Genomic DNA, 25875 nt, shown 5'->3' with positions numbered 1-25875 from the left:
GGCGGCCCGGGACGCGTCCTAGTGCGTGGTCCAGGTGAACTTGTCCCCGCCCACCCAGCGGACGACTTCCGGGTCGTCGAGGTCGTGGACGATGATGCCGAAGGCGGCGGCGGCCTCCAGTACGTCGGTGACGGCCCTGGCCTCACCGACGACCTGGCCGTCGATCTGCACGATCCGGAACGGGGGCGGGCCCGGGTCCACCCCGAACACGAGGATCCGCGGACTGCCGATGTGCGGGCTGTCGATCTCGGTCATGCCTAGAGGGTAGGCCGCAACCCGCGGGAGCGAGGACCGGGCCACGGTCCGGGCACCGGCCCGACCGCCCGGCTCGTGGTGCGGGTCCCGGTGCTCTGGGGAACCCTGGACATGCCGGCCGAGGCCGGTGGGGGCCGGTCGAGGTCGGACCAGGAGGTGGCGATGGACCCCGTCGAGGCACTGGAGCGGATCGCGTTCCTCCTGGAGCGATCCCAGGCGCCGACGTACCGTGTCCGCGCCTTCCGCACCGCGGCCGGGGTGCTCGGTGGGCTGTCGGCCGCCGAGCTGCGCGAGCGGGCGGGATCACTGGAGTCGCTCAAGGGGGTCGGGCCCAAGACCGCGCAGGTGGCGCGCGAGGCGCTGGACGGGCAGGTGCCCGGCTATCTCGCGAAGCTGGAGGGCGAGGCGGACACCCCGCTCGCCCGGGGCGGTGAACGGCTGCGGGAGCAGCTGCGCGGCGACTGCCACCTGCACTCGGACTGGTCCGACGGCGGCAGTCCGATCGAGGAGATGGGCCGGACCGCCGCGGCGCTCGGGCACGAGTGGGCGGCCCTGACCGACCACTCGCCGCGGCTGACGGTGGCCCGTGGCCTCTCCCCCGCACGGCTGCGCGAGCAGCTGGACGTGGTGGCGGAGCTGAACGCGGCCTGGGCCCCGTTCCGGCTGCTGACCGGCATCGAGTGCGACATCCTCGACGACGGCTCGCTCGACCAGGAGCCGGAGCTGCTGGAGCGGCTCGACGTGGTGGTCGTGTCGGTGCACTCCAAGCTGCGGATGGACGCCCGCTCGATGACCCGCCGGATGGTGGCCGCCGTCCGCGATCCGCACGCCGACGTGCTCGGGCACTGCACCGGACGGCTGCTGACCGGGCGGGGACGGCCGGAGTCGGAGTTCGACGCGGAGGAGGTCTTCGCCGCCTGCGCCGAGTCCGGCACCGCCGTGGAGATCAACAGCCGTCCCGAGCGGCTCGACCCGCCGCGGCGGCTGCTGCGCCGGGCGGTGGCGGCGGGCGTGCTGTTCTCCATCGACACCGACGCGCACGCGCCCGGCCAGCTGGACTGGCAGATCCACGGGTGCGCGCGGGCCGAGGAGTGCGGGGTGCCCCCGGAGCGCGTGGTCACCACCTGGTCCCTGGACGAGCTGCTGGCCTGGACGCGCGAGGGCCGTACACCGTCCGGAGTGGCGAGCCGCTGACGTGGTACCCGACCGCCGATCCGCAGTCCGCGGATCACGGACCACGAAAGGGACAGTGCATGGAACGGGCGGCCGTGTTCGACGTCGACGGAACCCTCGTCGACACCAATCACCTGCATGTGACGACCTGGTGGGAGGCGTTCCGGCAGGCGGGTCACCACGTGCCGATGCACGCCGTCCACCGGGCGGTGGGCCTCGCCTCCGGCGACCTCGTCGCACGGCTGCTGGGCGAGGACCGGGACAAGGACCAGGACGCGGAGCTGAGCGCCGCGCACAAGGCACTGTACGGACAGTACTTCGACCGGCTGCCCGCCCTGCCGGGCGCCGGGGAACTGCTGCGTCGGCTGGCCGGCGACGGCTGGACGGTGGTGCTGGCCACCTCGGCGGGCGGGTCGGAGCTGGGCGCGCTGCGGCGGGCGATCGACGCGGACGACGCGATCGCCGCCACCGCGAGCGCCGACGACGTGGACGCGGGCAAACCGGCGCCGGAGCCGGTCGAGCACGCCCTGGAACTGGCCGGGGTGCCGGCCGAGCGGGCCGTCTTCGTCGGCGACACCGTGTGGGACATGCGCGCGGGCAGCCGGGCCGGGGTGCGCTGCGTGGGCGTGCTGTGCGGCGGTCTGCCCCGCGCCGACCTGGAGGAGGCGGGCGCGGAGGCGGTCTACGCCGACCCGGCCGACCTCCTGGCCTCCCTGGGCGGGAGCCCGCTGGCATGAGTCACCGGACCGAACCCCGCTCCCGCCCCACGCACCTCGCACCCCGCATGCACCGTAAGCCCCGCGTCGAGACGAGTCCGCCGGTCACGCGGGCACCCGGTATCGCATGAGCGCAGTGACACACACCCTGCGGGAGGCACTGAGGGGTCGGCGGCCCTTGGCCGCGGTGTGGTGGGAGGCGTGTGCCGTCGGACGGGCCGCCCGGGCCGCCTGGCGGGGGCCGGGGCGGGAACGCGACCTGGTCGTGCAGTCGCTGAAGGCCGCGGGCGCGGCGCTGATCGCCTGGGCCGTGGCGGGCGTGTGGCTGGACGACCCGATGGCGTTGATGGCGCCCTGGGTGGCGCTGGTCCTCGTGCAGGCCACCGTCTACAGCTCGGTGCGGCAGGCCGGACAGCAGTTCGCGGCGATCTGCGTCGGCGCGCTGGTGGCGTCGGGGGCCCAGGCGATCACGGAGGACAACACGGGGGCGCTGGTGCTGTCCCTGCCGGTGCTGATGCTGGCCGCGAACTGGTCCCGTTTCGGCCCGCAGGGCGTCTACACGGCCACCACGGCGGTGTTCGTCCTGGCCTCCGGCACCGCGGTGTCGGCCGCCGCGGTCGGTCACCGGGTGGGTCAGGCGGCGCTCGGGGCGGTCATCGGCGTGGCGGTCAACGCGCTGGTGCTGCCCCCGGTCCACCTCCGGGACGTACGGGAGAACCTCGCGGCGCTGGCCCGGGAGTCGGGCGACCTCCTGCACGCCGTCGCCGCCGACCTGCGCGAGACCCAGTGGGACGCGCAGAGCGCGGCCGACTGGTCCCGGCAGGCGGCGTGGCTTCAGCGGCGCCTGGACGCGCTGTACTCCGCCCGGTCGTGGAGCCGGGAGAGCCTGCGCCTGACCTCGGGCCCGCTGCGCCGGCTGACCCGCCGGCCCACGGGCGTGCCGCCGGAGGACGAGGACCAGCGGTGGAGCCGGGTCACCGGGAACCTCACCGCGCTGACCCGGACCCTGGCCGTGGCGGCCGACGAGCACCGCACGCCCGTACCGCCGGAGGGGCCCGACCTCGACCTGTACGCGCGTCTGCTGCGGCTGATCGGCGACGCCTGCCACGCCGAGGCCGGCTGCTTGGTGGGCGAACGGGACTGGGCCGACTCGGGGGCGGCGACCGAGGAGACGATGGAGGAACTGCACCGGCGGCTGCAGGAACGTCTGCGGGAGCACGCCGGACAGGGTGCTTCCCGGACCGCGGTCCTCGGAACCCTGCTGCTGCAGGCGGAGAACCTGTGGGCCGAACTCGTGCCCGATCCCCACCAGTCCGGCCCTCACGAGCCCGCCGAACAGTGACGCACATCACCCCAAACCGCGACAGACGGTGGAACACCGACAGGTCGTTCGCCGTTGAACAGACCGTGGGTACGGATGGGACAGTGTCCCCGGGCCTCACCTATTGCCCACAGGGACGATCGTTCGGCTGAAGCCCTGTGGAGCCTTTCGCCGAGAGGCGACCGCCATCCGTATCCACCCCGAGCCGCCCCGGCCGTGATTCCCCCGTCGCGGTCGGGGCTTCTCCATGCCCGCCCGTCCGCGCGTGCCCTTCCCGGGCGGCGGGTACCCGGTGCTCTCCGCACGGGCGAACGGGCGAGAGGAGCACAGGGTGAGCAGCACAACGGGCAGCAGGATCGTGGTCACGGGTGCCACGGGCAACGTGGGCACCAGCGTGGTGCGGCTTCTCTCGGAGGATCCGGAGGTGGGGTCCGTGCTGGGACTGGCCCGGCGGATTCCCGGCTGGTCGCCCGCGAAGACGGAGTGGGCGGCGGTCGACCTGGCCTCCGAGCAGACGGACCTGGCCGGCCACTTCGCCGGCGCCGACGCCGTCGTCCATCTGGCCTGGGCCTTCCAGCCGACGCACGACCCGGCGACGACCTGGCGCACGAACGTACTCGGCTCCATCCGGGTCTTCGAGGCGGTGGCCGCGGCCGGGGTGCCGGCGCTGGTGCACGCCTCGTCGGTCGGCGCGTACTCCCCGGGGCCGAAGAACCACGCGGTGGACGAGTCGTGGCCGACGCACGGCTGGCCGGACGCCGCGTACTGCCGGGAGAAGGCCTATCTGGAACGGACGCTGGACACCTTCGAACGCGACCACCCCGGGATCCGGGTGGTGCGGATGCGGCCGGCCTTCCTCTTCAAGCGGGAGTCGGCCAGCGAGCAGCGCCGGATCTTCGGCGGCCGGTTCCTGCCGGGTCCGGCGGCGCGTTTGGAGCTGCTCCCGTTCCTGCCGGACGTCCCCGGTCTGCGGGTGCAGGCCCTGCACACGGACGACGCCGCCCACGCCTACCGGCTGGCGGTGCGTTCCGAGGACGCCCGGGGCGCGTTCAACCTCGCGGCCGATCCGCCGGTGGACGCCGAGGCGCTGGGCGAGCTGCTCGGGGTGCGTCCGGTCCGGCTGCCCCGCACCGCGGCCCGCTCGGCGATCGCCGCCGCGTGGGGGATGCGGCTGCTGCCCGCCTCGCCGCATCTGTTCGACGCGGTGCTGCGGCTGCCGCTCATGGACTGCACCCGGGCACGGGTGGAGCTGGGCTGGCGCCCGACGCGCACGGCCACGGAGGTACTGGAGGAGTTCCTGCGGGGCCTGCGGCAGGGCGCGGGGGCGGACACGGAGCCGATGCGCGGGCGCAAGGTGGGCTGAGCGTCATGTGTGAGGGGCGGCGGGCATCCTGCCCGCCGCCCCTCACACATGACGCTCTCGGTCCCGGGCCGGGTGCCCCCTTCAGCCGGAGGGCTCGTCGGGCACCGGGTGCTCGGGGTGTACGGCGCCCGAGTGCGGTGCGCCCTGGCGGCCCGTGCCCGCCTCGTCGGTGTCGGGGACGTCGGGCGCGGACCCGGTCTCCCGGTCGCCGGGGGCCTCCCCCTCATCCTCGGGCCGGTCGTTGTCCAGGCCCTGACGGTGCTCGCGCTGCTCGCGGGTGGGCGAGGCGGCCTCCCACGGGTCGTCGTGGTCGCCGGCCTGCTGGTCCGGCATGTCGCGCGGGACGGGGGCACCGTTCTCCCCCGGTCCTTCGTGGCGGTGTTCGGACACGGCACGCTCCTTCCCGCGGCTCTTCTGGTCCTCCGGTCTCCCGACGGCCGCACGGACCTGCCGAACGGTCGTCGGAGCGACGTCGGGTACCTCCGCGGCGACCGGCGAAACCTCAGTGCGGGGCCCGCTCCTCGAGAGCCGTGCGCCAGGCGGGGACCGGGTATTCCGGGGCCGGTTCGGGGCGCCTGCCGCCTCGCGCGAAGAAGTCGGCCAGGGGCAGGATCGCGGCGCCGACGGTGACGGCGTCCGGGCCGAGCCGCCCCAGGTCGACCGTCACCTTCTGGGCGGGGTGGCACAGCGCGTACGACACGGCGTGGCGGCGTACGGCGGGCAGGAAACGGGTGCCGAGCTGGAGACCGGCCCAGCCGCCGATGAGGATGCGCTCCGGCTGGAAGAGGTTGATCAGGTCGGACAGGCCGGCGCCCAGGTACTCGGCGGTCTCCTCAAGGACGGCGAGCGCGACCGGGTCGGGGCTCCCGCCGTCGGCCGGGTAGGCGGCGGCGAGCATCGCGGTGAGGGCGGTCTCCTCGTCGGTGCCCTCCGGCACCCGGCCGTCCTCCTCCCGCCAGCGGGCCAGCAGCGACTCGGCGCCGGCGTACGCCTCCAGGCAGCCGAGCGCTCCGCAGCGGCAGCGGCGGCCCCGGACCCGGACGGTCAGGTGCCCCCATTCGACCGCCCGGCCCTGCTCGACCTCGGGGGTGACGAGGCTGGCGCCGACACCGGAGCCGAAGAGGACCACGACCGCGTTGCGGGCGCCGCGTCCGGCGCCGAACCACATCTCGGCCTGGCCCAGCGTCTTGGCTCCGTTGTCGATGAGGTAGGGCACGGTGTCGGGCAGCGGGGAGCCGGCGCGCAGCAGGGCCTCCAGCGGGACCGCGTCCCAGCCGATGGTCTGGCCGTGCACCACGGCACCGCGGTCCGCGGTGTGCTCCACGATGCCGGGGACGCCGATCCCGGCGCCGAGGAGCCGCTCGGGCGGGAGTCCCGCCGTGGCCAGCACCTCGGCGACGCCCTCGCGGATGTGCCCGACGATGACGTCGACGTCGTAGCGCTGCGGGGCCAGCGGGCGTTCGGCGCGGGCGAGTTCGGTGAGCGTCAGGTCGAACAGCTCGACCCGCACCCGGGTCTCGCCGACGTCCACGCCGATCATGTGGCCGCTGGCGGGGGCCACGCGCAGCAGGGTGCGGGGGCGGCCGCCGTCGGAGTCGACGCTGCCGGCCTCCTCCACCAGGCCGTCTGCGACCAGATCGGCGACCACGTTGCTGACGGAACCGGAGCTGAGTCCGGTCGCCGGGCCCAGCTCGAAGCGGCTGAGCGGTCCGTCGAAGTAGAGCCGCTGCAGCACGGCCGTACGGTTGGCCCTCCTCAGGTCACGCACCGTGCGCCCGTTCCGCCCCGCCATGTGGTTCCTCCCGTACCGTGCCCGGTCTGCAAGATACCTCTGCCGTACGACCGTACGCGACTTCCCTTGACACTTAATTCATGCTATGAACTCGCCTCCCCGAAATCCGGTGGCACCTCAGCACATAGGCTATCTACGCTAGGCGTAAACCTAGAGATCCTAGGTTCCTTTCCATCAAGGTTCGATCAAGGGGAGGCTCCCCATGAGAGCACTCGGCGAGCAGGACGTCCGCGGTTCCTTCATCAACTGCTCGAAGGGCGAGGCCAAGCGCCTGGCCGTCCCCCGCGACCTGGACGAGCGTCCCTGGGACGATCTCGACTTCCTCGGCTGGCGGGACCCGGGGGCGCCCGACCGCAGTTACCTGGTCGCCGACCTGGACGGGCGCCTCACCGGTGTGGCGCTGCGCTTCCAGCCGGCCAGGAGCGGCTTCTTCCAGCGCAGCATGTGCGCGCTGTGCCTGACCACCCATCCCCGGGGCGGTGTGTCGCTGATGACGGCGCGCAAAGCCGGAGCGGCCGGCCGCGAGGGCAACTCGGTCGGCCTGTACATGTGCACCGACCTCGCGTGTTCCCTGTATCTGCGGGGCAAGAAGGTGTCGCAGAGCGGTGCCCGCTTCGAGGAGAGCCTGACCCTGGAGGAACAGGTCGCCCGGACGCTGGGCAATCTGTCCGCGTTCGTCGCCAAGGTGACGAGCTGACCCGTCCGGCGGCGCCCGGCGCGTGAGAGAGGTCCGGCCACCCGCGTCCGGCTACCGTCCTGAGCGGACACGTTCGAGGCGCCTGCGGAAGGGAACAGCCCGAGGATGCGGGATGTGCTTGAGGCCGCGAGGACGGCTCTGCGGCGGGTGAAGTGGCTGAAGGACCCTGTGGTCGTGCAGGCCCTGCGGTCCGCCGCCGCGGCTTCGATCGCCTATGTCATCGCGGTACGGCTGAGCCCCGACAAGTCGGCGGCGCCGCTGACCGCGCCCCTGACCGCGCTGCTGGTCGTCCAGGTCACCCTGTACGCCACGCTGAAGATGAGCTTCCGCCGGGTGAACGCCGTGGTCGCCGGTGTCCTGGTCGCCATCGCCTTCAGCCAGTTGGTCGGGCTCAGCTGGTGGAGTCTGGCCCTGATCATCGTGGCGGCGCTGGGCGTCGGGCACCTGGTGCGCGCCGAGGAGTTCACCGCCGAGGTGGCGATCAGCGCGATGCTGGTGCTCGGCGTCACCTCGCACGGGAGCCTGGCGTGGGCCCGGGTGGTGGAGACCCTGATCGGGGCGATCGTCGGCCTGGTGTTCAACCTGATCCTCGCGCCGCCGGTCTGGGTGGAGCAGGCCGGCGAGTCCGTCGTGGGACTGGCCCGGCAGGTGCGCCAACTGCTGCTGCGGATGGGCGAGGAGGCGGCGGGCAGCACGCCCTTCCACGAGGCGGCGGCCCGGCTGCACGAGGCGCGCCGGCTCGACCACGACATCGGCGAGGTGGACGAGGACCTGCGCCAGGCCGAGGACAGCCTGCGGTTCAACCCCCGGGTGCGCGAGGGCCTGCTGCACCGGGTGGTGCTGCGCACCGGCCTGGACACCCTGGAGATCTGCACGGTGGTCATGCGGGTCCTCGCGCGCAGCTTCACCGACCTCGCCAAGCAGCGTGAGCCGGAGCCCCTGTTCGCGCCCGAGACGGGCGCCGCGGTCCAGCAGTTGCTGTCCGAGATCGCCGACGCCGTGGTGAGCTTCTCGGTGCTGGTCACCACCAGCGCGAGCGAGAACGCCGAGTCCGCGGAGGAGCGCCTGGCCACGGAGCTGCGGCAGGCCGCGGCCACCCGGGACCGGCTGGCCGACCTGCTGCTCGAGGAGGTCCGGCGCGACGCCCGGCAGTGGGAGCTGCGGGGCGCGGTGCTGGCCGAGGTGAACAGGATCATCGACGAGATGGACACCGAGCACCGCTCCCGCCGCCTCCTGGAGGAGCTGGACCGCCACACGCGCGAGCAGCGCGAGCGCATGCCGCGCCTGACCCGGCTGCGGGACCGGGTGCGGGCCGGGCTGCGCAGGCGGAACCGCGGCACCACCACGCGGCGTTCCTCTTGAGGAACGGCGAACAGTTGAGGAACGACGAACAGCGCACGGCCGACGAAGGCGCGTGAACGGTGAATGAGGGGCGTTCGGATGAGCGACACCAGTGTGCGGCTCGACGGGAACCGGCTGTCACTGCCGGGCGGGGCGACGGTCCGCTTCATACGCACCCTGCGGCTGCCTGAGACGGGCACGCACCCGCTGCCGCCCGGGCTCGGCGAGTTCCCGGTCCGCCGGGTCTCCGACTACGCCGACCGCGTGCCCGAGGCGTGGCGGGCGCGCGGCGGCGTAATGCTGCCGGTGTACCTGCGTGAGGCCATGTGGCTGAGTTTCGCGGGCACGAGGGAGCCCGCCGCGCTCCAGGTGGGGGTGGGCAAGGTGTGCGCGGTCTCCGGCAGGCCCTGGAGCGACCGGCTCTCCCGTGACCCGCAGAACTACCTCGTCCTGCCCCGCCAGCCGTGGCTGGACGGCATCAACTCCGGTACCGGCACGGTCCGTCAGTTCGTGGCGGTGCCGCTCGGCATGGGGGCGACCGTCGAGGGCCAGGTCACCGGCGAGGAGGTCTGGGGCGGCGTCCAGCTGCAGGCGTTCACCCTCAACGACACGGAGCTGGCCCGCTGGCGCGAGGAGGAGCGCCGCCGCACGGAACTGGCCCGCAGGGCAGCCCGTTCCGGCGGTGCCTTCGGGGCTCCGGCGCCGGCCTCGGCCCCGGCCGCCCCGGGTGCGGCCGCGGGGTACGGCGGTGCGCCCCGGTCCGCGCCCGCCATGGGTCTCGGCGTCGGCGGCTCCATGCGCCAGGAGGTGTACCGCGACCAGCGGCCGCTGACGGACTGGGCCGAGCGGCCGGCGGGGCGGGTCTTCGTGCACCTGGTGACGCCGCCCGAGTGGCACCGCATTACCGGCGAGGCGCCGCCGCCGTCCCCCGTGGACCGGGCCGCCTACACCCGGGCCGGTCTGCCCTGGTACGACTACTACGACCAGGACGCCCACGATCTCGCACCCACCGCACCGCTCCAGGACGTGAAGCCGGTCGGGGACTGGGTCGGCGACGACCACGAGCCCTGGCAGCCGCCCGCTCCCCACCAGGTCCAGCCGCTGGGGGACGCACCCGGCAAGCCGGTGCAGGACGGGGACTGGTAGCGGCGGGACCGGCACGGGAGGGCCGTATGAAGGGTGACGGATGGAGCAGGCGGCGCTTCGTCGGGCTGCTCGCCCGCACGGCCGCCGCTACCGCGGCCCTCCCCGCGGTAGCGGCCTGCGGCAGCACGGGAGGGGCTCGGGCGCCGTCCACGACGCCCACCGCACCCCGGGCGAGCGGCGGTGCGTCGGGCAGGGAGCGGGGGTCCTCCGGCCCGCGCCCGCTTCTCCTGGGCACGTACACCTCCGCCGAGGGCGGCGGCAAGGGCATCGGGCTCGCCGCGTACGAACCCGGTACGGGCCGGATCACCGGCCGCGGCCTCCTCGCCGAGGTGGACGATCCCTCGTACCTGGCGGTGCATCCCGACGGCCGGACCCTGTACGCGGTCGACGAGCGCGAGGACGGGGCGGTGACCGCCGTCCGGCTGTCGGACCGCAGGGTGCTGGGCAGCCGGAGCACCGGCGGGTCGGCGCCCTGCCACCTGTCGGTGCACCCGGGCGGGCGCTGGCTGTTCAGCGCCAACTACGGCTCGGGAAGCATCGCCGTACACCCGATCGACGCCTCGGGCGCGCCGGGCGAACGCACCCACCTGGTCACGCACTCCACTCCCCCGCCGGGCCCGGGACAGCGGGGTCCGCACGCCCATCAGGTCGTCACCGCCCCGGACGGCGCCCACGTCCTCGCCGTGGACCTCGGCACGGACACCGTGTACACCTACCGCCTGGACGAGGGCGCCGGCACCCTCGCGGAGGTCGCGCGGGCGCGGACCCGGCCGGGCGCCGGGCCCCGGCACCTCACCTTCCACCCGGGCGGAAGCCACGCCTATCTGGCCAACGAACTCGACGACACCGTCACGGTCTGCGCGTACGACCCGGGGACCGGACGCCTGACCGTCGGCGAGCCGCAGTCCACCGGGGCGGGACCGGGCCAGGGGGCGGGCACCAACTACCCGGCGCAGATCCTGGTCACGGCCGACGGCGCGTACGCCTTCCTCGCCAACCGGGGGCGCGACAGTCTGACGCGGTACGCGGTGGAGGCGGAGGGCGCCCGGCTCCGGCTGCTGGGGACGGTGCCGGTGGGCGGCGACTTCCCGCGGCAGATCGCCTTCTCCCCGGACGGCGGGCTGCTGTTCGCGGCCAACCAGCACTCCGGCACCGTGAGCGCGTTCCGGGTGAGCGCGGACGACGGCGGGCTGCACCCCGCGGGAGAGCCGTTCGCCTCACCCGTCGCCGTCTGTGCGCTGCCGCTGTAGGGCCCGCGGGCGGGAGGCGGCGCCCGCCTGGGCGAGCAGCACGTGCACCCGCTCCGTGAGCTGCGCGATCTCGTCGGCGGGCGCGTGGAACGGCAGGCGTACGTCGCCGTGGTCACGGATCCGTTCGATGCGCAGGGTCAGTCCGTGCCGGTCGACGGCGAGCGGCCGCACCCGGACCGCTCCGTGCAGGCTGTCCGGGTCCACGAGCCGGGTCAGCCGCTGTACGGCGTCGCCGTGGCAGTCGGCGAGATGGGTCAGCAGCCGCGCCTCGGCCAGGGCCAGCGGATCGGGCGCGGCGGCGGCGAACTCGTCGACGTCGACCACCACGGTCCCGGACGGCCGCCGCAGCACCACACGGGTGGGCCGGAAGGCCAGATGCCCGTCCGTCACGGCGAACCAGCCGGCGAGCCAGAGCCGGGCCCTGATCCGGCCGCGCACCGGGACGGGCGCCACGTCCGCGAACTCCAGCACGGCGGACGGCTCCCCTCGGGGCGCGCACACCGCCGCGGCGAGCAGCGCGCTGTCCTCGGGGACGTGCAGGAGCACCCGGCCGTCGTCGGTCACGGAGTGCGCGCCGACGAACTCCTCCCGGCCGCCCTCCGCGGTCACCGTGCACGACCATGCGGCGGCGAGCACCGAGCGGGCCTGCTCCGCCGCGGCGGGCGCGGCCGCCCACGTGTGGGTGTCACCCATCCCAACCTCCGATCGGCAATTCATTAGGTAAGGCTCACCTAACCTATCGGAGTTCGGGGAGTGCGCCAACCACGACACCGAGCCGACTCTCCCCCGGCGCGCGCACCGGACCCGCGGCCTCAGGGCGCGATGGCCCCCAACAGCGCCCGTGCGCACAGGTCCCGCACCTGTTCACGGGCGGGCTCCGGGTCCCGCAGCCACTCCAGGCAGACCGCCGTGGTGAAGGCCAGCCAGCCGCGCACCGCCAGCCGTACGTCGCCGCGTTCCTCGAACGCCGGGCCGAACTCCGGGTCGGCGGCGAGGGCGGCGAGGATCTGCCGTTCCTGCGCGGCGAGCGCCTTCTGGTAGACGCGGCGCACCGCCCGGTCGCCGGCCGCGTCGGCGCGGTGGAAGGCGCGGTAGCCGTGCGCGTGGGCCCGCACGTACTCCAGGTAGGCGTCGAGGCCCGCGGTGAGCTGCTCGCGGACCGGGACGCCGGGCACGGCCGCCGTCATCCGCAGCATGCGCTCGCTCTCGCGCTCGACGACCGCCGCGAAGAAGTCCCGCTTGTTCGGGAAGTAGTGGTACAGCAGCCCGCGGGAGACCCCGGCGATCTCGGCGACCCGCTCGATCCGGACCTCGTCGTACGGACTCTCCGAGAACAGGCGCGCGCCCACCGAGAGCAACTGCTCCCGGCGCTCGCCCGTGCTGAGCCGGCGGCGGGTGCGCTCGCCCTGTGTCGCGGCCATGCCCGCACCTTACTTGACGCCGGTTCAACAACGGGACGAGACTGGGCGCGTTATTGAACCCATGTACAACACGCTCGACTCGGCTCGCGCAACACGCCGCTGCGTCAAGGGAGATCGCGTCATGGCCCAGACAGTGAGGGAAACGGCCCGGGACGGACTGCCGAAGGGCTTCCGCAGCGCCGAGCTGGGCTGGCCCGAACTGCGCCGCATCCCGCACCCCCCGTACCGGCTGCCCCTGCTCGGTGACGTCGTGGGCGCGAGCAGGCGCACCCCGATGCAGGACTCGCTGCGGTACGCGCGGCGGCTGGGGCCGATATTCCGGCGGCGTGCCTTCGGCAAGGAGTTCGTGTTCGTGTGGGGCGCCTCGCTCGCCGCCGACCTGGCGGACGAGACGCGGTTCGCCAAGCACGTGGGCCTGGGCGTGGCCAACCTGCGGCCGGTGGCCGGGGACGGGTTGTTCACGGCGTACAACCACGAGCCCAACTGGCAGCTCGCGCACGATGTGCTGGCGCCCGGGTTCAGCCGCGAGGCCATGGCCGGGTACCACGTGATGATGCTGGACGTGGCCGCGCGGCTCACCGGCCAGTGGGACCTGGCCGAGGCGGCGGGCCGGACGGTGGACGTGCCGGGCGACATGACCAAGCTGACGCTGGAGACCATCGCGCGCACCGGTTTCGGGCACGACTTCGGCTCCTTCGAACGCCCCCGCCTCCACCCCTTCGTCTCCGCCATGGTGGGCACGCTCGGTTACGCGCAGCGCCTCAACACGGTGCCCGCTCCGCTCGCCCCCTGGCTGCTGCGGGACGCGAGCCGCCGCAACGCCGCCGACATCGCGTACCTCAACCGCACGGTCGACGACCTCGTCCGCGCCCGCCGGGCGGCCGGTGGCGGGGGCGGCGACCTGCTCGACCGGATGCTGGAGACGGCGCACCCCGAGACCGGTGAGCGGCTGTCGCCCGAGAACGTCCGCCGGCAGGTCATCACGTTCCTGGTCGCCGGGCACGAGACGACCTCGGGCGCGCTCTCCTTCGCCCTGCACTACCTCGCGCAGCACCCCGAGATCGCGGCCCGGGCGCGTGCCGAGGTGGACCGGGTGTGGGGCGACACCGAGGCGCCCGGTTACGAGCAGGTGGCCCGGCTGCGCTACGTGCGCCGGGTCCTGGACGAGTCGCTGCGACTGTGGCCGACCGCCCCCGGCTTCGCGCGGGAGGCCCGCGAGGACACGGTGCTCGGCGGCACGTACCCGATGCGGCGCGGGGCCTGGGCGCTGGTGCTCACGGGCATGCTGCACCGCGACCCCGAGGTGTGGGGCCCGGACGCCGAGCGGTTCGACCCGGACCGCTTCGACGCGAAGGCCGTGCGGGCGCGCGCCCCGCACACGTTCAAGCCGTTCGGGACCGGGGCGCGGGCCTGCATCGGGCGGCAGTTCGCGCTGCACGAGGCCACGCTGGTCCTCGGGCTGCTGCTGCGCCGCTACGACCTGCGGCCGGACCCCGGCTACCGGCTGCGGGTCACCGAGCGGCTGACGCTGATGCCCGAGGGGCTGCGCCTGCGTCTGGACCGGCGCGCCCCGTCGGCGCCCGCGCCCGCTGCCCGCGCGGACGTCGCCGAGGAAGCACGGGAGGAGGGCGCCGGGAACGCCGGTTCAGCGTCCCGCTGTCCAGTGCACCGGGCGGGTGACTGAGTCCGGCAGCCTGGTGCCGGAGCCGCCTCTGGCCGCGTTGACCTGCGGCTGGGTCAGGAAGAAGGCGCCCGTCAGGTCGGCGTCGCGCAGGTCGGCGTCGCGCAGGTCCGCGCCGATCAGGTCGGCGCCCCGCAGGTCGGCGCCGGTGAGGTCGGCGGCGATGAGGTAGGCCCCGCGCAGGTCGGCCCCCGCCAGGTCGGCGCCCCTCAGGCGGGCGCCCATCAGGTCGGCGTTGCGGCGGTTCTTCCTCCGGCCGCGGGTACCGGCCCGGACCAGCTCGCTGGTGCGCAGCAGGAGCACGTTGACCCGCTGCCGGTGCGCGGCCACGTCGAGGACGGCCAGCTCCTCCGGTGTCCCCGCGGCGAGGCGTTCGGTGTCGGCGAGGGCGCCGCGCAGGTCCGCGTGGACCGGGCGGGCGGCGGGCAGCGTCAGTGCCTCGGTCAGGTACCGGAGCAGCTCGTGCAGTTGGCGGACGACCGGGAACACCTCGAACATGCGGCGGGACCGCTCCGGCGGGCCGGTGCGCCAGTCCCGGCCGCCGAAGGTGACCTGCGAGACCCGCTGTCCGGCACCGAAGCAGTCGTAGACCGTGCAACCGGTGAAGCCGCGCTCCCGCAGCGTCGCGTGGATGCCGCAACGGTGGTCGGTGCGCAGGTTCGCGCAGGGGGTGCCGGCGTCCTTGTCGATCGCGAAGTCCGCCGAGCGGGCGAACGGCAGGGCCACGCAGCACAGGCCGAAGCAGCTCCCGCAGTCGGCGCGCAGTTCCGCACCGGCCCGGCCGTCCGCCCGGTCCGCCGTGTGTTCTCGCATGTCGTCGAGGATACGGGCCGTCGGCGCCCGGGCCCGAGGGCGGCCCCGCGCCCTCGGTCAGGCCTCCAGCGCGGACAGGTCCAGGCGCGCCAGCCGCTCCGGGTCGGACAGGATGTACAGGCCCGTGATGAGACCGTCGGCGACGGTGACGTAGGTGACCGACCGCGGCTGCCCCTCGGACACGGCGACGGTACCGACCGCGTCGTTGACCAGGACGACGCGGGCGAGTGGGGCGAGGTGACGGAAGTGGAACGCCCCGGTGGCGACCGTCCGCGCGCCCCGCACCACCTTGGACGCCGCCACGCCCCGGGCCAGCGCGCCGGCGTCGGCCCGCAGCACCACGTCCGGGTGCAGGACGGACACCAGGGCCTCGAAGTCACCGGCGCGGCTCGCGGCGAGGAACGCCTCGACCACCCGGCGCTGCCGGCCGAGGTCCGGTTCGGCCGCGGGGGTCGCGTCGCGCACCCGGCGCCGGGCCCGGCTGGCGAGCTGCCGGGTGGCGGCCGGGGTGCGCTCGACGACCGGTGCGATGTCGTCGAAGGGCACGGCGAACATGTCGTGCAGGACGAACGCCAGCCGCTCGGCCGGTTCCAGGGTCTCCAGGACCACCAGCAGGGCGATGCCCACCGAGTCGGTGTGCAGGGCCTCCGCCTCCGGATCGGCCTGGGGCAGGGCCCGCAGCACGGGGTCCGGCACGAAGGAGTCGAGGCCCTCGGTCATCGGCTCCTCGCGGCGCGCGGTGCGGGAGCGGAGCAGGTCCAGGCAGATCCGGCCGGTCACGGTGGTCAGCCAGGCGCCGAGGTTGTCGATGGCGTCCCCGTCGGAGCGGTCGAGCCGCAGCCAGGCCTCCTGCACGGCGTCCTCCGCCTCGGCCAGTGAGCCGAGCATGCGGTAGGCCACCGCCTTCAGCTGCCCGCGGTGCTCCTCGAACCGCTCCGCGAGACGCTGCTGTCCCCGCATGTCCCGCTCCCCGCGCACGCCCTGCTCCCCCGCCACGCCGCTACCGTCCGAAGACTTCGAAGGTCACCGCCGGCTTCCCGCCGAACCGCTCCCCGGCGGCCTGGGCGAAGCCGGTGAGGAACCCGCGCACGTACGTTTCCGGGTCCTCCTCGGTCAGCACCTCGATGTAGGTGCGGTGTTCGAGCAGCGAGCGCACCGCGCGCTCCAGACCCGGGGTGGCGTCCACGGCGTGGGTGGGCGAGGAGGAACCGGCGACCGCAACCCAGCGCACGCCGTTCCAGGGTTCGAGACCCCGCTCGGTCAGCTCCGGGAAGATCCAGCGGTTGCCCGCGTCGGCGGCCGCGTCGAGCGTGGCTCGGCCGACGGCGACGTGGTCCGGGGTGTTCCAGGCGACGCCGCCCCAGGTGTCCCGGTGGTTGAGGGTGATGACCAGCTCGGGCCGGTGCCGCCGGATCGCGGCGGCGATGTCGCGGCGCAGCGCGGTGCCGTACTCGATGACGCCGTCCCGGTGGTCGAGGAACTCCACCTCGCTCACCCCGACGACCGCGGCGCTCGCCCGCTGCTCGCGCTCACGCAGCGGGGCGCACTCGTCGGGCGGCAGCGTGTCGATGCCTGCCTCGCCCCTGGTCGCCAGGACGTAGGCGACCTCGCGGCCCTCGTCGGTCCAGGCCGCGATCGCCGCCGAGCAGCCGTACTCCAGATCGTCCGGGTGCGCCACCACGGCCAGGGCGCGGCTCCAGTCGCCGGGCATGGGCTCCAGTTGCGTGATCGTCGGCTCCGTCATGCCCGCACACTAACCCGCGCCACCGACGTTCCACCCGGATTTCGGGCCCGGCCCCGGCTGTCCGGCCCCGCCCCTCACGCCTCGTCGTGGGCGAGCGCGAGCAGCCGGTCCAGGACACGGGGGCCGCCGGCCCGCACGCCGTCGTGCTCGAACTCGTCGGTGACCCAGGTGCGCAGGCCCCGGATCGCGCGGGCGGTGGTCAGCGCGTGGGCGGTGTCGACGTACATGTCGTCGTGGTAGACGGCCGCGGCGGCCGGGACCTCGTTGGCGGCCAGGCGGGCGGGGTCGTACAGCGGCGTCCAGTCGGTGCGGGCGGCGAGCAGTTCGGCGGTCTCGCGCAGCGGGCGCAGCGCCGGGTCGCAGTCGAACATCCAGGGGTGGATCGACTCGCCGGTGAAGAGCAGCGGTTCGTCGCCCGCGAGGGCCTTCGCGGCGTCGAAACGCGGGAACTCGGCGCGGACGCGTTCGGCGGACCACGCGGTGGGCCGGGCGTCCTGGCCGTAGATGACCTCGTGGATGAGGGCGTACAGCGGGTTGGCCGCGTAGGACAGCAGGCCCTGGGCCTGTTCCTGGAAGGCGTCGGAGAGTTCGTGTCCGTTCGGGGTGCGGACGAAGGCGTCCTCCAGGAGGAAGTGCAGCCGGTGGCTGCCCTCGCTGCCGCCGAGCATGATGCCGAGGGACTGGAAGGCCTCCACGGTGAGGCGGTAGCCGTTCGGCAGGACCACGTCGTGGGTGAGGAGGTGGTCGGCGATGCGACGGGCGCGCTCGATGTCCTGCGGGTAGCGGGCGTAGTGCGCGACGACCTTGCGCTCGATGCGGGGGTAGGCGGCCCGGTAGACGTCGTCCGCGTGGCCGTCCAGGGAGGGCAGGCCGCCGGTGATCAGGGCGGTGCTCAGGCCCTCGGGGGCCAGCGACAGGTAGGCGACGGTGCAGAAGCCGCCGAAGCTCTGGCCGAGGACGGTCCAGGGGGCGCCGCCGGTGACCTGGGGGCGGATGGCCTCGCAGTCGCGGACGATGGCGTCGGCACGGAAGTGGGTGAGGTAGTCGGCCTGCTCGGCGGGGCCGCCACGCAGCGGGAGCGTCTGGCGGTTGGCCGGGGTGGAGGCGCCGGTGCCGCGCTGGTCCAGGAGCAGGACGCGATAGTCCTTCAGGGCGCGGCCGAACCAGGCGGGACGGCCGATGAAACGGTTCGCCCCGAAGCCGGGTCCGCCCTGGAGGTAGACCAGCCAGGGCAGGTCCTTGTCGGCCTTGTCGCTCGCGACGGCTTCGCGGGCGTACAGCTCGATCGTCTCCCCGGTGGGGTCGGCGTGGTCGAGGGGCACGGTGAAACGGCGGTCGGTGAGGACGACGCCTGGCTGGCGGTAGCTGACGCTCAAGGGGTCTCCCGGGGCGGACGGATCTGGCGGCCGATTCTTTCGGCCGCGTCCCAGTTCAGCACACCGTCCTGCGGCCGCGGACCCCCGGGATCATGAAATCCTGCTGACCGGCCGGTCAGCGGGCGGCGAGGCTGGAGCGCCGCACCACCAGCTCCGGCTGGAGGACGACCCGCCGGTGCGGGTGGGTCCGGTCGGTACCCTCCAGCTCGGTCTCCTCCAGGAGCAGTTCGGCGGCCATGGCGCCCATGGTGACGGCGGGCTGGCGCACGGAGGTGAGCGGGACGGCCGCGGCGGCGGCGAACTCGATGTCGTCGTAGCCCACGATCGCGAGGTCGTCGGGGACGCCGACCCCGGCGGCGTACATGGCCTGCAGGACGCCGAGGGCGAGCAGGTCGTTGGCGCAGAAGACGGCGGTCGGCCGCTCGGCGAGGCCCAGGAGGCGGGCGCCGGCGTCGCGGCCCGCGGCGACGTCGAGGCGCTCGGTGGGCAGTTCGCGCAGCGCGCCGGGGCCGAGCCCGGCCTCGGCGAGCGCGGTGAGGGCGCCGGTGCGGCGGTCGCGCACCTGGTTGAGGCCGGGCGGGCCGCTGACGTAGGCGAGGGAGCGGTGTCCGGCGTCCACGAGGTGGCGCACGGCGAGCGCGCCGCCCGCGACGTCGTCGACGGAGACCGAGCACTCCGTGGTGCCCTCGGCGACCCGGTCGACCAGCACGAAGGGGATGTGGTGGCGCCGGAAGCCCTCGATGTTGCGGCCGGTGGCGTCGGCGGGGGTGAGCAGGACGCCCCGGACCCGCTGCTCGGCGAAGAGCGAGAGGTACTCGGCCTCCTCCCCCGGGTTCTGCGCGCTGTTGCAGACCATCACGCCGAGCCCGGCCTCGCGGGCGGCGCGCTCGGCACCGCGGGCGACGTCGACGAAGAACGGGTTGCCCATGTCCAGGACGAGGAGCCCCATGATGCGGCTGCGGCCGGCGCGCAGCTGGCGCGCGGACTCGCTGCGGACGTAGCCCAGCCGGTCGATGGCGGACAGCACCCGCGCGCGGGTCTCGGTCGCGACGGTGTCGGGCCGGTTGATGACGTTGGAGACCGTGCCCACGGAAACTCCGGCGGCGCGGGCGACGTCCTTGATACCCACGGAATGGGCCATCGGGCAGGGACCTCCGAGGTCGTACTGGGTATGGGGCGGCGGCCGCGGGACCTTCACACAGTACCCGGGCCGCCCCGACGAGATCCCCGTCAGGCGAGGTGGAACACCTCGGTGAGGGGCTTCATCGCCTCGTCGGGGCGGGCCCCGTCGAGGGACTCGAACAGCGGGCCCATCTCCGCCTGCCAGCGGGCGTTGACCTCGGTGGCCTCCATCCCGGCCCGGGCGGCGGCGAAGTCCTCGGTCTCCAGGTAGCCGACGAGCAGGCCGTCGTCACGCAGGAAGAGCGAGTAGTTGTGCCAGCCGGTGGCGGAGAGTGCCTCGCACATCTGAGGCCACACGGCGGCGTGGCGTTCGCGGTACTCCGCGATGCGGTCCCGGCGGACCTTGAGCAGGAAACAGACGCGCTGCATGACTGCCGCTCCCGTACGAAGGTGGGACTAGAAGTTGAACTGGTCGACGTTGCCGGCGGTGAACACGGTCGGCTTGCCGAGGTTGATGACACCGTCCTCGCCGATGGTGTACTCGCCCAGGGCGCCGGCCCGGAAGGTCTCGCCCTCCTTGCCGGTGATCTGGCCGGAGGACAGGGCGACGGCGGTGCGCGCGGCGAGTTCGCCGAGCTTGGCCGGGTCCCACAGCTCGAACGCCTCGACGGTGCCGTTCTTGACGTACTTGCGCATGTCGTTGGGGGTGCCGAGGCCGGTCAGCTTGACCTTTCCCTTGTACTTGGAGCCGGACAGGTACTGGGCGGCGGCCTTGATGCCGACGGTGGTCGGGGAGATGATCCCCTTCAGGTTCGGGTGCTCCTGGAGCAGGCCCTGGGTCTGCTGAAAGGACTTCTGGGCGTCGTCGTCGCCGTAGGCGACCTTGACCAGCTTGATGTCCTTGTACTTCGGGTCCTTCAGCTCGTCCTTCATGATCTCGATCCAGGCGTTCTGGTTCGTCGCGGTCTGCGCGGCGGACAGGATCGCGATCTCGCCCTTGTTGCCGATCTGCTCGGCCAGCTGCTGCACCTGGGTGCGGCCGATGTCGTCGGCGGACGCCTGGGAGATGAAGGCGTTGCGGCACTCGGGGTTGGTGTCCGAGTCGTAGGTGACGACCTTGATGCCGTTCTTCATCGCCTGCTTGAGCGCGGTGCACAGAGCGCCCGGGTCCTGCGCCGAGACGGCGATGGCGTCGACCTGCTGCTGGGTGAGCGTGTTGACGTAGGAGACCTGGCCGGCGGTGTCGGTGCCGCTGGAGGTGCCGACCTCCTTGTAGCTGGAGCCCAGCTCCTTGACGGCCTTCTCACCGCCCTTGTCGGCGACGGTGAAGTAGGGGTTGTTCACCTGCTTGGGCAGGAAGCCGACGGTCAGTCCCTTCTTCGTCTCGGCGTTCGGGTCGGCCTTGCCCGCGGTGGCGGCCTTGCCGCCCTCGTCCTTGACGTCCTCCTTCGTGGTGCCGCCGCAGGCGGTGGCGGCCAGGGCGAGGGAGGTGACGACGGCGAGGGCCGCGCAGGTACGGCGGATGGACGACATGCGCATGGTGGGTTCCTTACGAGGGTGGACGGAGCCGGTGACGGGGTTACGGGGTGGGCGCGGGCGCCTTGGACGGGGGCGTCGGCGCCGCCCTGCGTCCGGCCCTCGCGAGGGAGATCTGCCGTGCGACCCGGGGGCCGAGCACGGAGAGCACGAGCAGGACGCCGGTGACGACGGTCTGCGACTGCGCGGAGACGTCCTGGAGGCTCATCACGTTCTGCAGCGCGCCGAGCAGGAACACGCCCGCGATCGCCCCGCCGAGCGTGCCCTTGCCGCCGTCGAAGTCGATGCCGCCCAGGAGTACGGCGGCGACGACGGACAGTTCGAGTCCGGTGGCGTTGTCGTAGCGGGCGCTGGCGTAGTGCAGGGCCCAGAAGACGCCGGTGAGGGACGACATCAGGCCGGTCAGCGTGAACAGGATCAGCTTCTGCCGCTTGACCCGGATGCCGGCGAAGCGCGCGGCCTCCTCGTTGGCGCCGATGGCGAACAGCGACCGGCCGAACGGCATGGCGTGCAGCGCGACGACGGCGATGGCCAGCAGCACCAGGAAGGGCAGGAAGGCGTACGGCAGGAAGCTGTCGCCGACGCGGCCGGCCGCGAAGTCCAGGTACTGCGAGGGGAAGTCGGTCACCGCGTCGGAGCCGAGCACCATCTGCGCGATGCCCCGGTAGGCGGCCATGGTGCCGATGGTGACGGCGAGGGACGGCAGCCCGAGCCGGGTGACCAGCAGGCCGTTGACCAGACCGCACACCACGCCGAGCAGCAGGCAGAGCGGGATGATCGCCTCGATGGTCATGCCCCGGTTCCACAGGGCGCCCATCACCGCGCCGGACAGGCCCGCGGTGGAGGCCACCGACAGGTCGATCTCCCCGGAGACGACCAGCAGCGTCATGGGCAGGGCGATGAGCGCGATCGGCAGGGTGTTGCCGATCAGGAAGGACAGGTTGAGGGCGTTGCCGAAGCCGTCGACGAAGCCGAAGGAGAGCAGCAGGACGACCACGAGGAGGGCGCCGACGGCCCCGTCCCACCTCAAGGAGGCGGACCGGCGGACGGCGCGCGTCAGGGAACTGTCAGCCATGGCGGGCGTTCCTCTTCTTCAGGGCGTTGGCCACGCGCAGCGCGACGACCCGGTCGACGGCGATGGCGAGGACGAGCAGGACGCCGTTGATGGCCAGCACCCACACGGAGCTGACGCCGAGGGCGGGCAGCACGCTGTTGATCGAGGTCAGCAGCAGCGCGCCGAGGGCGGCGCCGTAGACGCTGCCGGAGCCGCCGGTGAAGACCACGCCGCCGACCACCACGGCACTGACGACGGTCAGTTCGTAGCCGTTGCCGGTGCCGGAGTCGACGTTGCCGAACCGGGCGAGGTAGAGGGCGCCGGCGAGTCCGGCGAGGGCGCCGCAGGAGGTGTAGGCGGCGAGGATCCGCTTGCGCACGGGGATGCCGGCCAGCCGGGCGGCCTCCGGGTTGGAGCCGAGCGCGTACAGCTCGCGTCCGCCGCCGAAGTGCTTGAGGTAGTACGCCGTGGCGACGAGCACCGCGAGGGCGATCATGGCCAGCCAGGGCACGGCGGAGACGCCGCCGGAGCCGAAGTCGACGAAGCCGCCGGACAGGTCGGCCGCGGTGATCTGGCGGGAGCCGACCCAGATGGAGTCGATGCCGCGGATGATGTAGAGGGTGCCGAGGGTGACGACCAGGGCGGGCACCTGGCCGAGGCTGACCAGCAGGCCGTTGAGGAGGCCGAAGCCGATGCCCAGCAGCACCGCGAGCAGCACGGCCACGACGGGGTTGCCGCCGCCCTGGAGGTAGGTGCCGGCGGCGAAGGCGCTGATGCCGAGGGTGGAGCCGACGGACAGGTCGACGTTGCGGGTGATGACGACCAACGACTGGCCGGTGGCGACCAGGACCAGGATGGTCGCGTTCAGCAGCAGGTCCTTGATGCCCTGTTCGGACAGGAACGCGCTGTTGCCGGCCTGGGTGATGGCGATCATCACCAGGAAGACCAGCAGGATGGCCAGTTCGCGCATCTTGAAGATGCGGTCCACCAGCCGGGTGGCGCCGGCCCTGGGCACGTCGGCCACAGGGGCCTGGTCGGGTGCGGCAACGGTCATGCGGCGGCCCTCCCCGTGGCTGCGGCCATCACCGTCTCCTCGGTGGCGTCGGTGCGGGAGATCTCGGCGGTCAGACGTCCCTCGTGCATCACCAGGACGCGGTCGGCCATGCCGAGCACCTCGGGCAGGTCGGAGGAGATCATCAGGACGGCCACGCCGTCGGCGGCGAGCCGGCTCAGCAGCCGGTGCACCTCGGCCTTGGTGCCGACGTCGATGCCGCGGGTGGGCTCGTCGACGATCAGCACCTTGGGGCCGGTGGCCAGCCACTTGGCGAGGACGACCTTCTGCTGGTTGCCGCCGGACAGGGTGGCGACGGTGTCGGCGATGCGGGCGTACTTGACCTGGAGTCTGACCGCCCAGTCGAGGGAGCGGCTGCGTTCGGCCCCGCGGTCCACGAGCCCGGCCTTCACGGTCGTCCGCAGACCGGTGAGGCCGATGTTGCGCTCGATGGACATGCCCATCACCAGGCCCTGGGCGCGGCGGTCCTCCGGTACGAGGGCGAGGCCGGCGGCCATCGCGGTGGAGGGGGCGCCGTTGACGAGCGGCTTGCCGTCGACCTCGACCTCCCCGGCGTCCCAGCGGTCCACGCCGAAGACGGCGCGGGCGACCTCGGTGCGTCCGGCGCCGACCAGTCCGGCCAGCGCGACGATCTCACCGCGCCGCACCTCGAAGGAGACGTCGGTGAAGACGCCCTCGCGGGTCAGCCTGCGCACGCTGAGGGCCGTCTCGCCGGGCGTGACCTCCTGCTTGGGGTACAGCTCGTCGAGGTCGCGGCCGACCATGCGGCGCACCAGGTCGTCCTCGGTCATGCCCGCCAGGGGCTCGCCGGCGATCCGTGCGCCGTCACGCAGGGTGGTGACCCGTTCGCAGAGGCGGAAGATCTCCTCCAGGCGGTGGGAGATGAACAGCACCGCGGCGCCCTGTTCGCGCAGGGTGCGCACCACGCCGAAGAGCCGGGCCACCTCGCTGCCGGTGAGGGCGGCGGTCGGCTCGTCCATGATCAGGACGCGGGCGTCGAAGGAGAGCGCCTTGGCGATCTCGACGATCTGCTGGTCCGCGATGGACAGGCCGCGTGCGGGCCGGTCGGGGTCGAGTTCGACGCCGAGGCGCCGCATCAGTGCGGCGGTGGCGGCACGGGTGGCCTTGTGGTCGATGCGGCCGAGCGCGCGGCGCGGCCGGCGGCCCATGAAGATGTTCTCGGCGATCGACAGGTCGGGGAAGAGGGTGGGTTCCTGGTAGATCACGGCGATGCCGGCGTCCCGGGCGTCGCCGGGGCCGTGGAACACGACCGGCGCGCCGTCGAGCAGCACCTGGCCGGCGTCCGGCCGGTGCACTCCGGCCAGCGTCTTGATGAGGGTCGACTTTCCGGCGCCGTTCTCGCCGGCGAGGGCGTGCACCTCGCCGGGGAACAGCTCCAGGGAGACGTCCCTGAGCGCACGGACCGCGCCGAAGGACTTGGAGACGTCCCTGAGCGCCAGAACCGGGGCCGTACCCGTGTCGGACGGGTGGGTCATTGGGGGCTCCTCGACGGCGCCGGACGGGACGGCCCTCACGGCGTCGTGAAAGGTTTCAACTCGGATGCCGGGGACGTTAGGCAGCAGGGGTATGTCACGTCAATGGTTGCGGGTCGAAAAACTTTCGATAGTCGAAGGTCACGACCGAGTCACAGCGAGCCGGAGCGGCCGGAAGGGTTGACACCCCTTCGGGCGGCTCATAGCTTCGCGTTCTGAATCGTTTCACAGACTGGTCGTGCGCACAGCGGACCACGACCCGATGCCACAGGAGCCCCGAAGTGACCGAGCTCGCCGCGGTGAAGGCCGCGCTCAAGACCCAGGCCGTCGAGACGCCGTCGTGGGCGTACGGCAACTCGGGCACCCGTTTCAAGGTGTTCGCCCAGGCCGGTGTCCCGCGCGACCCGTTCGAGAAACTGGACGACGCGGCGAAGGTGCACGAGTTCACGGGCGCGGCCCCGACCGTGGCCCTGCACATCCCCTGGGACAGGGTCGAGGACTACGCCGCGCTGGCCGCGCACGCCGAGAAGCGGGGCGTACGGATCGGCGCGATCAATTCCAACACCTTCCAGGACGACGACTACAAGCTGGGCAGCATCTGTCACCCGGACGCGGCGGTGCGCAGGAAGGCCGTCGACCACCTGCTGGAGTGCGTCGACATCATGGACGCCACCGGGTCGCGCGACCTGAAACTGTGGTTCGCCGACGGCACCAACTACCCCGGCCAGGACGACATCCGGTCCCGGCAGAACCGGCTGGCCGAGGGACTGGCCGAGGTGTACGAGCGGCTCGGCGAGGGGCAGCGGATGCTGCTCGAGTACAAGCTCTTCGAGCCGGCGTTCTACACGACGGACGTGCCGGACTGGGGGACGGCGTACGCGCACTGTCTGAAGCTGGGCGAGAAGGCGCAGGTGGTGGTCGACACGGGGCACCACGCGCCGGGCACGAACATCGAGTTCATCGTGGCGACGCTGCTGCGGGAGGGGAAGCTCGGCGGGTTCGACTTCAACTCGCGGTTCTACGCCGATGACGACCTGATGGTGGGTGCCGCCGACCCGTTCCAGCTGTTCCGCATCATGTACGAGGTGGTGCGCGGGGGCGGTTTCACCTCCGACGTGGCGTTCATGCTCGACCAGTGCCACAACATCGAGGCGAAGATCCCGGCCATCATCCGGTCGGTGATGAACGTGCAGGAGGCTACGGCGAAGGCGCTGCTGGTCGACGGTGCGGCGCTGGCCGCCGCGCAGGACTCGGGGGATGTACTGGAGGCCAACGCCGTGTTGATGGACGCGTATGACACGGACGTGCGTCCGATTCTTCGGGAGGTGCGGGAGGAAATGGGCCTGGAGCCCGAGCCCCTCAAGGCGTACCGGGCGTCCGGTTGGGGCGAGAAGGTCGTTGCCGAGCGGGTTGGTGGCGAGCAGGCCGGGTGGGGGGCGTAGGCGTCTGCCGGGTTTCCGTTGTTCGCGGGCTGCGGGCTGTTGTGGCTGGTCGCGCAGTTCCCCGCGC

Annotated in this window: 25 protein-coding genes; 10 read left to right on the top strand and 15 right to left on the bottom strand. The window is 73.2% G+C overall.

Going from position 1 to position 25875, the window contains the following annotated elements:
• Window positions 1–18: 18 nt before the first annotated feature.
• Window positions 19–255 (bottom strand): hypothetical protein, encoded by a 237-nt coding sequence (locus tag ACZ56V_RS20445; RefSeq protein WP_356372153.1) that lies wholly within the window; start codon window positions 253–255, stop codon window positions 19–21.
• A 162-nt stretch (window positions 256–417) separates the two neighbouring features.
• Between ACZ56V_RS20445 and ACZ56V_RS20440 the strand changes: the two genes are divergently transcribed.
• From ACZ56V_RS20440 to ACZ56V_RS20425, 4 genes are all read left to right on the top strand, one after another.
• Window positions 418–1449, top strand: a complete 1032-nt coding sequence (locus tag ACZ56V_RS20440; RefSeq protein WP_398908346.1) for a PHP domain-containing protein — start codon at window positions 418–420, stop codon at window positions 1447–1449.
• A gap of 59 nt (window positions 1450–1508) precedes the next feature.
• The gene (locus ACZ56V_RS20435) at window positions 1509–2165 is read left to right on the top strand and encodes an HAD family hydrolase (RefSeq protein ID WP_398908344.1); all 657 of its coding nucleotides are present in this window, start codon (window positions 1509–1511) and stop codon (window positions 2163–2165) included.
• A gap of 106 nt (window positions 2166–2271) precedes the next feature.
• On the top strand, window positions 2272–3486 hold the full coding sequence (locus ACZ56V_RS20430) for an FUSC family protein (RefSeq protein WP_468944042.1): 1215 nt from the start codon (window positions 2272–2274) through the stop codon (window positions 3484–3486).
• 310 nt (window positions 3487–3796) lie between these two features.
• Window positions 3797–4828, top strand: coding sequence for an SDR family oxidoreductase (locus ACZ56V_RS20425; RefSeq protein ID WP_398908341.1), 1032 nt, complete (start codon window positions 3797–3799; stop codon window positions 4826–4828).
• Between the two features lie 81 nt (window positions 4829–4909).
• On the opposite strand, the gene ACZ56V_RS20420 is transcribed toward ACZ56V_RS20425, so the two are convergent.
• Entirely contained in the window at window positions 4910–5218 is a 309-nt protein-coding gene (locus ACZ56V_RS20420; RefSeq protein WP_398908339.1) for a hypothetical protein, read from the bottom strand.
• A 112-nt stretch (window positions 5219–5330) separates the two neighbouring features.
• Window positions 5331–6620: an ROK family protein gene (locus tag ACZ56V_RS20415; protein ID WP_468944038.1), complete on the bottom strand. Its 1290-nt coding sequence runs from the start codon at window positions 6618–6620 to the stop codon at window positions 5331–5333.
• Window positions 6621–6822: 202 nt separating this feature from the next.
• Here ACZ56V_RS20415 and ACZ56V_RS20410 point away from each other — a divergent pair, with 202 nt between their 5' ends.
• From ACZ56V_RS20410 to ACZ56V_RS20395, 4 genes are all read left to right on the top strand, one after another.
• On the top strand, window positions 6823–7317 hold the full coding sequence (locus ACZ56V_RS20410) for an FBP domain-containing protein (protein WP_356372001.1): 495 nt from the start codon (window positions 6823–6825) through the stop codon (window positions 7315–7317).
• 105 nt (window positions 7318–7422) lie between these two features.
• Window positions 7423–8679 carry an aromatic acid exporter family protein gene (locus ACZ56V_RS20405; RefSeq protein ID WP_398908336.1) on the top strand — a complete coding sequence of 419 codons (1257 nt, stop codon included), beginning with the start codon at window positions 7423–7425 and terminating at the stop codon, window positions 8677–8679.
• 78 nt (window positions 8680–8757) lie between these two features.
• Window positions 8758–9804, top strand: coding sequence for a hypothetical protein (locus ACZ56V_RS20400; protein ID WP_468944033.1), 1047 nt, complete (start codon window positions 8758–8760; stop codon window positions 9802–9804).
• A gap of 26 nt (window positions 9805–9830) precedes the next feature.
• Window positions 9831–11054 (top strand): lactonase family protein, encoded by a 1224-nt coding sequence (locus ACZ56V_RS20395; protein ID WP_468944030.1) that lies wholly within the window; start codon window positions 9831–9833, stop codon window positions 11052–11054.
• Here ACZ56V_RS20395 and ACZ56V_RS20390 read toward each other — a convergent pair.
• Window positions 11022–11747, bottom strand: coding sequence for a DUF2470 domain-containing protein (locus ACZ56V_RS20390; RefSeq protein ID WP_468944028.1), 726 nt, complete (start codon window positions 11745–11747; stop codon window positions 11022–11024). The two genes, ACZ56V_RS20395 and ACZ56V_RS20390, sit on opposite strands and share 33 nt — an antisense overlap.
• Before the next feature lie 119 nt (window positions 11748–11866).
• Complete coding sequence (locus ACZ56V_RS20385) at window positions 11867–12475, bottom strand: TetR/AcrR family transcriptional regulator (RefSeq protein WP_398908329.1); 609 nt, start codon at window positions 12473–12475, stop codon at window positions 11867–11869.
• A 121-nt stretch (window positions 12476–12596) separates the two neighbouring features.
• On the opposite strand from ACZ56V_RS20385, the gene ACZ56V_RS20380 reads away from it, so the two are divergent.
• A complete protein-coding gene (locus tag ACZ56V_RS20380) occupies window positions 12597–14159 on the top strand; it encodes a cytochrome P450 (RefSeq protein ID WP_468944024.1) in 1563 nt (520 codons plus the stop codon).
• On the opposite strand, the gene ACZ56V_RS20375 is transcribed toward ACZ56V_RS20380, so the two are convergent.
• From ACZ56V_RS20375 to ACZ56V_RS20330, 10 genes are all read right to left on the bottom strand, one after another.
• Entirely contained in the window at window positions 14121–14969 is an 849-nt protein-coding gene (locus tag ACZ56V_RS20375) for a pentapeptide repeat-containing protein (RefSeq protein ID WP_398908324.1), read from the bottom strand. The genes ACZ56V_RS20380 and ACZ56V_RS20375 overlap by 39 nt on opposite strands.
• 57 nt (window positions 14970–15026) lie before the next feature.
• The gene (sigJ, locus tag ACZ56V_RS20370) at window positions 15027–15929 is read right to left on the bottom strand and encodes an RNA polymerase sigma factor SigJ (RefSeq protein WP_398909382.1); all 903 of its coding nucleotides are present in this window, start codon (window positions 15927–15929) and stop codon (window positions 15027–15029) included.
• Window positions 15930–15969: 40 nt separating this feature from the next.
• Window positions 15970–16713: a PIG-L deacetylase family protein gene (locus tag ACZ56V_RS20365; RefSeq protein ID WP_398908322.1), complete on the bottom strand. Its 744-nt coding sequence runs from the start codon at window positions 16711–16713 to the stop codon at window positions 15970–15972.
• A 74-nt stretch (window positions 16714–16787) separates the two neighbouring features.
• Entirely contained in the window at window positions 16788–18089 is a 1302-nt protein-coding gene (locus tag ACZ56V_RS20360; RefSeq protein ID WP_398908320.1) for an alpha/beta fold hydrolase, read from the bottom strand.
• A 115-nt stretch (window positions 18090–18204) separates the two neighbouring features.
• Window positions 18205–19230: a LacI family DNA-binding transcriptional regulator gene (locus ACZ56V_RS20355; protein ID WP_104633491.1), complete on the bottom strand. Its 1026-nt coding sequence runs from the start codon at window positions 19228–19230 to the stop codon at window positions 18205–18207.
• Window positions 19231–19319: 89 nt separating this feature from the next.
• Window positions 19320–19640, bottom strand: coding sequence for an L-rhamnose mutarotase (locus ACZ56V_RS20350; RefSeq protein WP_398908318.1), 321 nt, complete (start codon window positions 19638–19640; stop codon window positions 19320–19322).
• A 27-nt stretch (window positions 19641–19667) separates the two neighbouring features.
• On the bottom strand, window positions 19668–20750 hold the full coding sequence (rhaS, locus tag ACZ56V_RS20345; RefSeq protein ID WP_468944018.1) for a rhamnose ABC transporter substrate-binding protein: 1083 nt from the start codon (window positions 20748–20750) through the stop codon (window positions 19668–19670).
• Between the two features lie 40 nt (window positions 20751–20790).
• Entirely contained in the window at window positions 20791–21822 is a 1032-nt protein-coding gene (locus ACZ56V_RS20340) for an ABC transporter permease (protein ID WP_468944015.1), read from the bottom strand.
• The gene (locus tag ACZ56V_RS20335) at window positions 21815–22855 is read right to left on the bottom strand and encodes an ABC transporter permease (protein WP_468944012.1); all 1041 of its coding nucleotides are present in this window, start codon (window positions 22853–22855) and stop codon (window positions 21815–21817) included. The genes ACZ56V_RS20340 and ACZ56V_RS20335 overlap by 8 nt, the downstream gene beginning before the upstream one ends.
• Window positions 22852–24369, bottom strand: a complete 1518-nt coding sequence (locus tag ACZ56V_RS20330) for a sugar ABC transporter ATP-binding protein (RefSeq protein ID WP_398908311.1) — start codon at window positions 24367–24369, stop codon at window positions 22852–22854. The genes ACZ56V_RS20335 and ACZ56V_RS20330 overlap by 4 nt, the downstream gene beginning before the upstream one ends.
• A 278-nt stretch (window positions 24370–24647) precedes the next feature.
• Between ACZ56V_RS20330 and rhaI the strand changes: the two genes are divergently transcribed.
• The gene (rhaI, locus tag ACZ56V_RS20325; RefSeq protein ID WP_468944009.1) at window positions 24648–25808 is read left to right on the top strand and encodes an L-rhamnose isomerase; all 1161 of its coding nucleotides are present in this window, start codon (window positions 24648–24650) and stop codon (window positions 25806–25808) included.
• Window positions 25809–25875 lie beyond the last annotated feature (67 nt).

This window comes from Streptomyces sp. NPDC034099, from assembly GCF_055575415.1.
The sequence above is the reverse complement of the archived record's forward strand: the minus strand, read 5'-3'. Positions and strand labels throughout refer to the sequence as shown.

Excerpts from the sequence above, each read along its gene's own strand:
- ACZ56V_RS20445 (WP_356372153.1), bottom strand. The coding sequence starts at position 255 with ATGACCGAGATCGACAGCCCGCACATCGGCAGTCCGCGGATCCTCGTG.
- ACZ56V_RS20440 (WP_398908346.1), top strand. The coding sequence starts at position 418 with ATGGACCCCGTCGAGGCACTGGAGCGGATCGCGTTCCTCCTGGAGCGA.
- ACZ56V_RS20435 (WP_398908344.1), top strand. The coding sequence starts at position 1,509 with ATGGAACGGGCGGCCGTGTTCGACGTCGACGGAACCCTCGTCGACACC.
- ACZ56V_RS20430 (WP_468944042.1), top strand. The coding sequence starts at position 2,272 with ATGAGCGCAGTGACACACACCCTGCGGGAGGCACTGAGGGGTCGGCGG.
- ACZ56V_RS20415 (WP_468944038.1), bottom strand. The coding sequence starts at position 6,620 with ATGGCGGGGCGGAACGGGCGCACGGTGCGTGACCTGAGGAGGGCCAAC.
- ACZ56V_RS20410 (WP_356372001.1), top strand. The coding sequence starts at position 6,823 with ATGAGAGCACTCGGCGAGCAGGACGTCCGCGGTTCCTTCATCAACTGC.
- ACZ56V_RS20405 (WP_398908336.1), top strand. The coding sequence starts at position 7,423 with ATGCGGGATGTGCTTGAGGCCGCGAGGACGGCTCTGCGGCGGGTGAAG.
- ACZ56V_RS20400 (WP_468944033.1), top strand. The coding sequence starts at position 8,758 with ATGAGCGACACCAGTGTGCGGCTCGACGGGAACCGGCTGTCACTGCCG.
- ACZ56V_RS20395 (WP_468944030.1), top strand. The coding sequence starts at position 9,831 with ATGAAGGGTGACGGATGGAGCAGGCGGCGCTTCGTCGGGCTGCTCGCC.
- ACZ56V_RS20390 (WP_468944028.1), bottom strand. The coding sequence starts at position 11,747 with ATGGGTGACACCCACACGTGGGCGGCCGCGCCCGCCGCGGCGGAGCAG.
- ACZ56V_RS20385 (WP_398908329.1), bottom strand. The coding sequence starts at position 12,475 with ATGGCCGCGACACAGGGCGAGCGCACCCGCCGCCGGCTCAGCACGGGC.
- ACZ56V_RS20380 (WP_468944024.1), top strand. The coding sequence starts at position 12,597 with ATGGCCCAGACAGTGAGGGAAACGGCCCGGGACGGACTGCCGAAGGGC.
- ACZ56V_RS20375 (WP_398908324.1), bottom strand. The coding sequence starts at position 14,969 with ATGCGAGAACACACGGCGGACCGGGCGGACGGCCGGGCCGGTGCGGAA.
- sigJ (WP_398909382.1), bottom strand. The coding sequence starts at position 15,929 with ATGCGGGGACAGCAGCGTCTCGCGGAGCGGTTCGAGGAGCACCGCGGG.
- ACZ56V_RS20365 (WP_398908322.1), bottom strand. The coding sequence starts at position 16,713 with ATGACGGAGCCGACGATCACGCAACTGGAGCCCATGCCCGGCGACTGG.
- ACZ56V_RS20355 (WP_104633491.1), bottom strand. The coding sequence starts at position 19,230 with ATGGCCCATTCCGTGGGTATCAAGGACGTCGCCCGCGCCGCCGGAGTT.
- ACZ56V_RS20350 (WP_398908318.1), bottom strand. The coding sequence starts at position 19,640 with ATGCAGCGCGTCTGTTTCCTGCTCAAGGTCCGCCGGGACCGCATCGCG.
- rhaS (WP_468944018.1), bottom strand. The coding sequence starts at position 20,750 with ATGCGCATGTCGTCCATCCGCCGTACCTGCGCGGCCCTCGCCGTCGTC.
- ACZ56V_RS20340 (WP_468944015.1), bottom strand. The coding sequence starts at position 21,822 with ATGGCTGACAGTTCCCTGACGCGCGCCGTCCGCCGGTCCGCCTCCTTG.
- ACZ56V_RS20335 (WP_468944012.1), bottom strand. The coding sequence starts at position 22,855 with ATGACCGTTGCCGCACCCGACCAGGCCCCTGTGGCCGACGTGCCCAGG.
- ACZ56V_RS20330 (WP_398908311.1), bottom strand. The coding sequence starts at position 24,369 with ATGACCCACCCGTCCGACACGGGTACGGCCCCGGTTCTGGCGCTCAGG.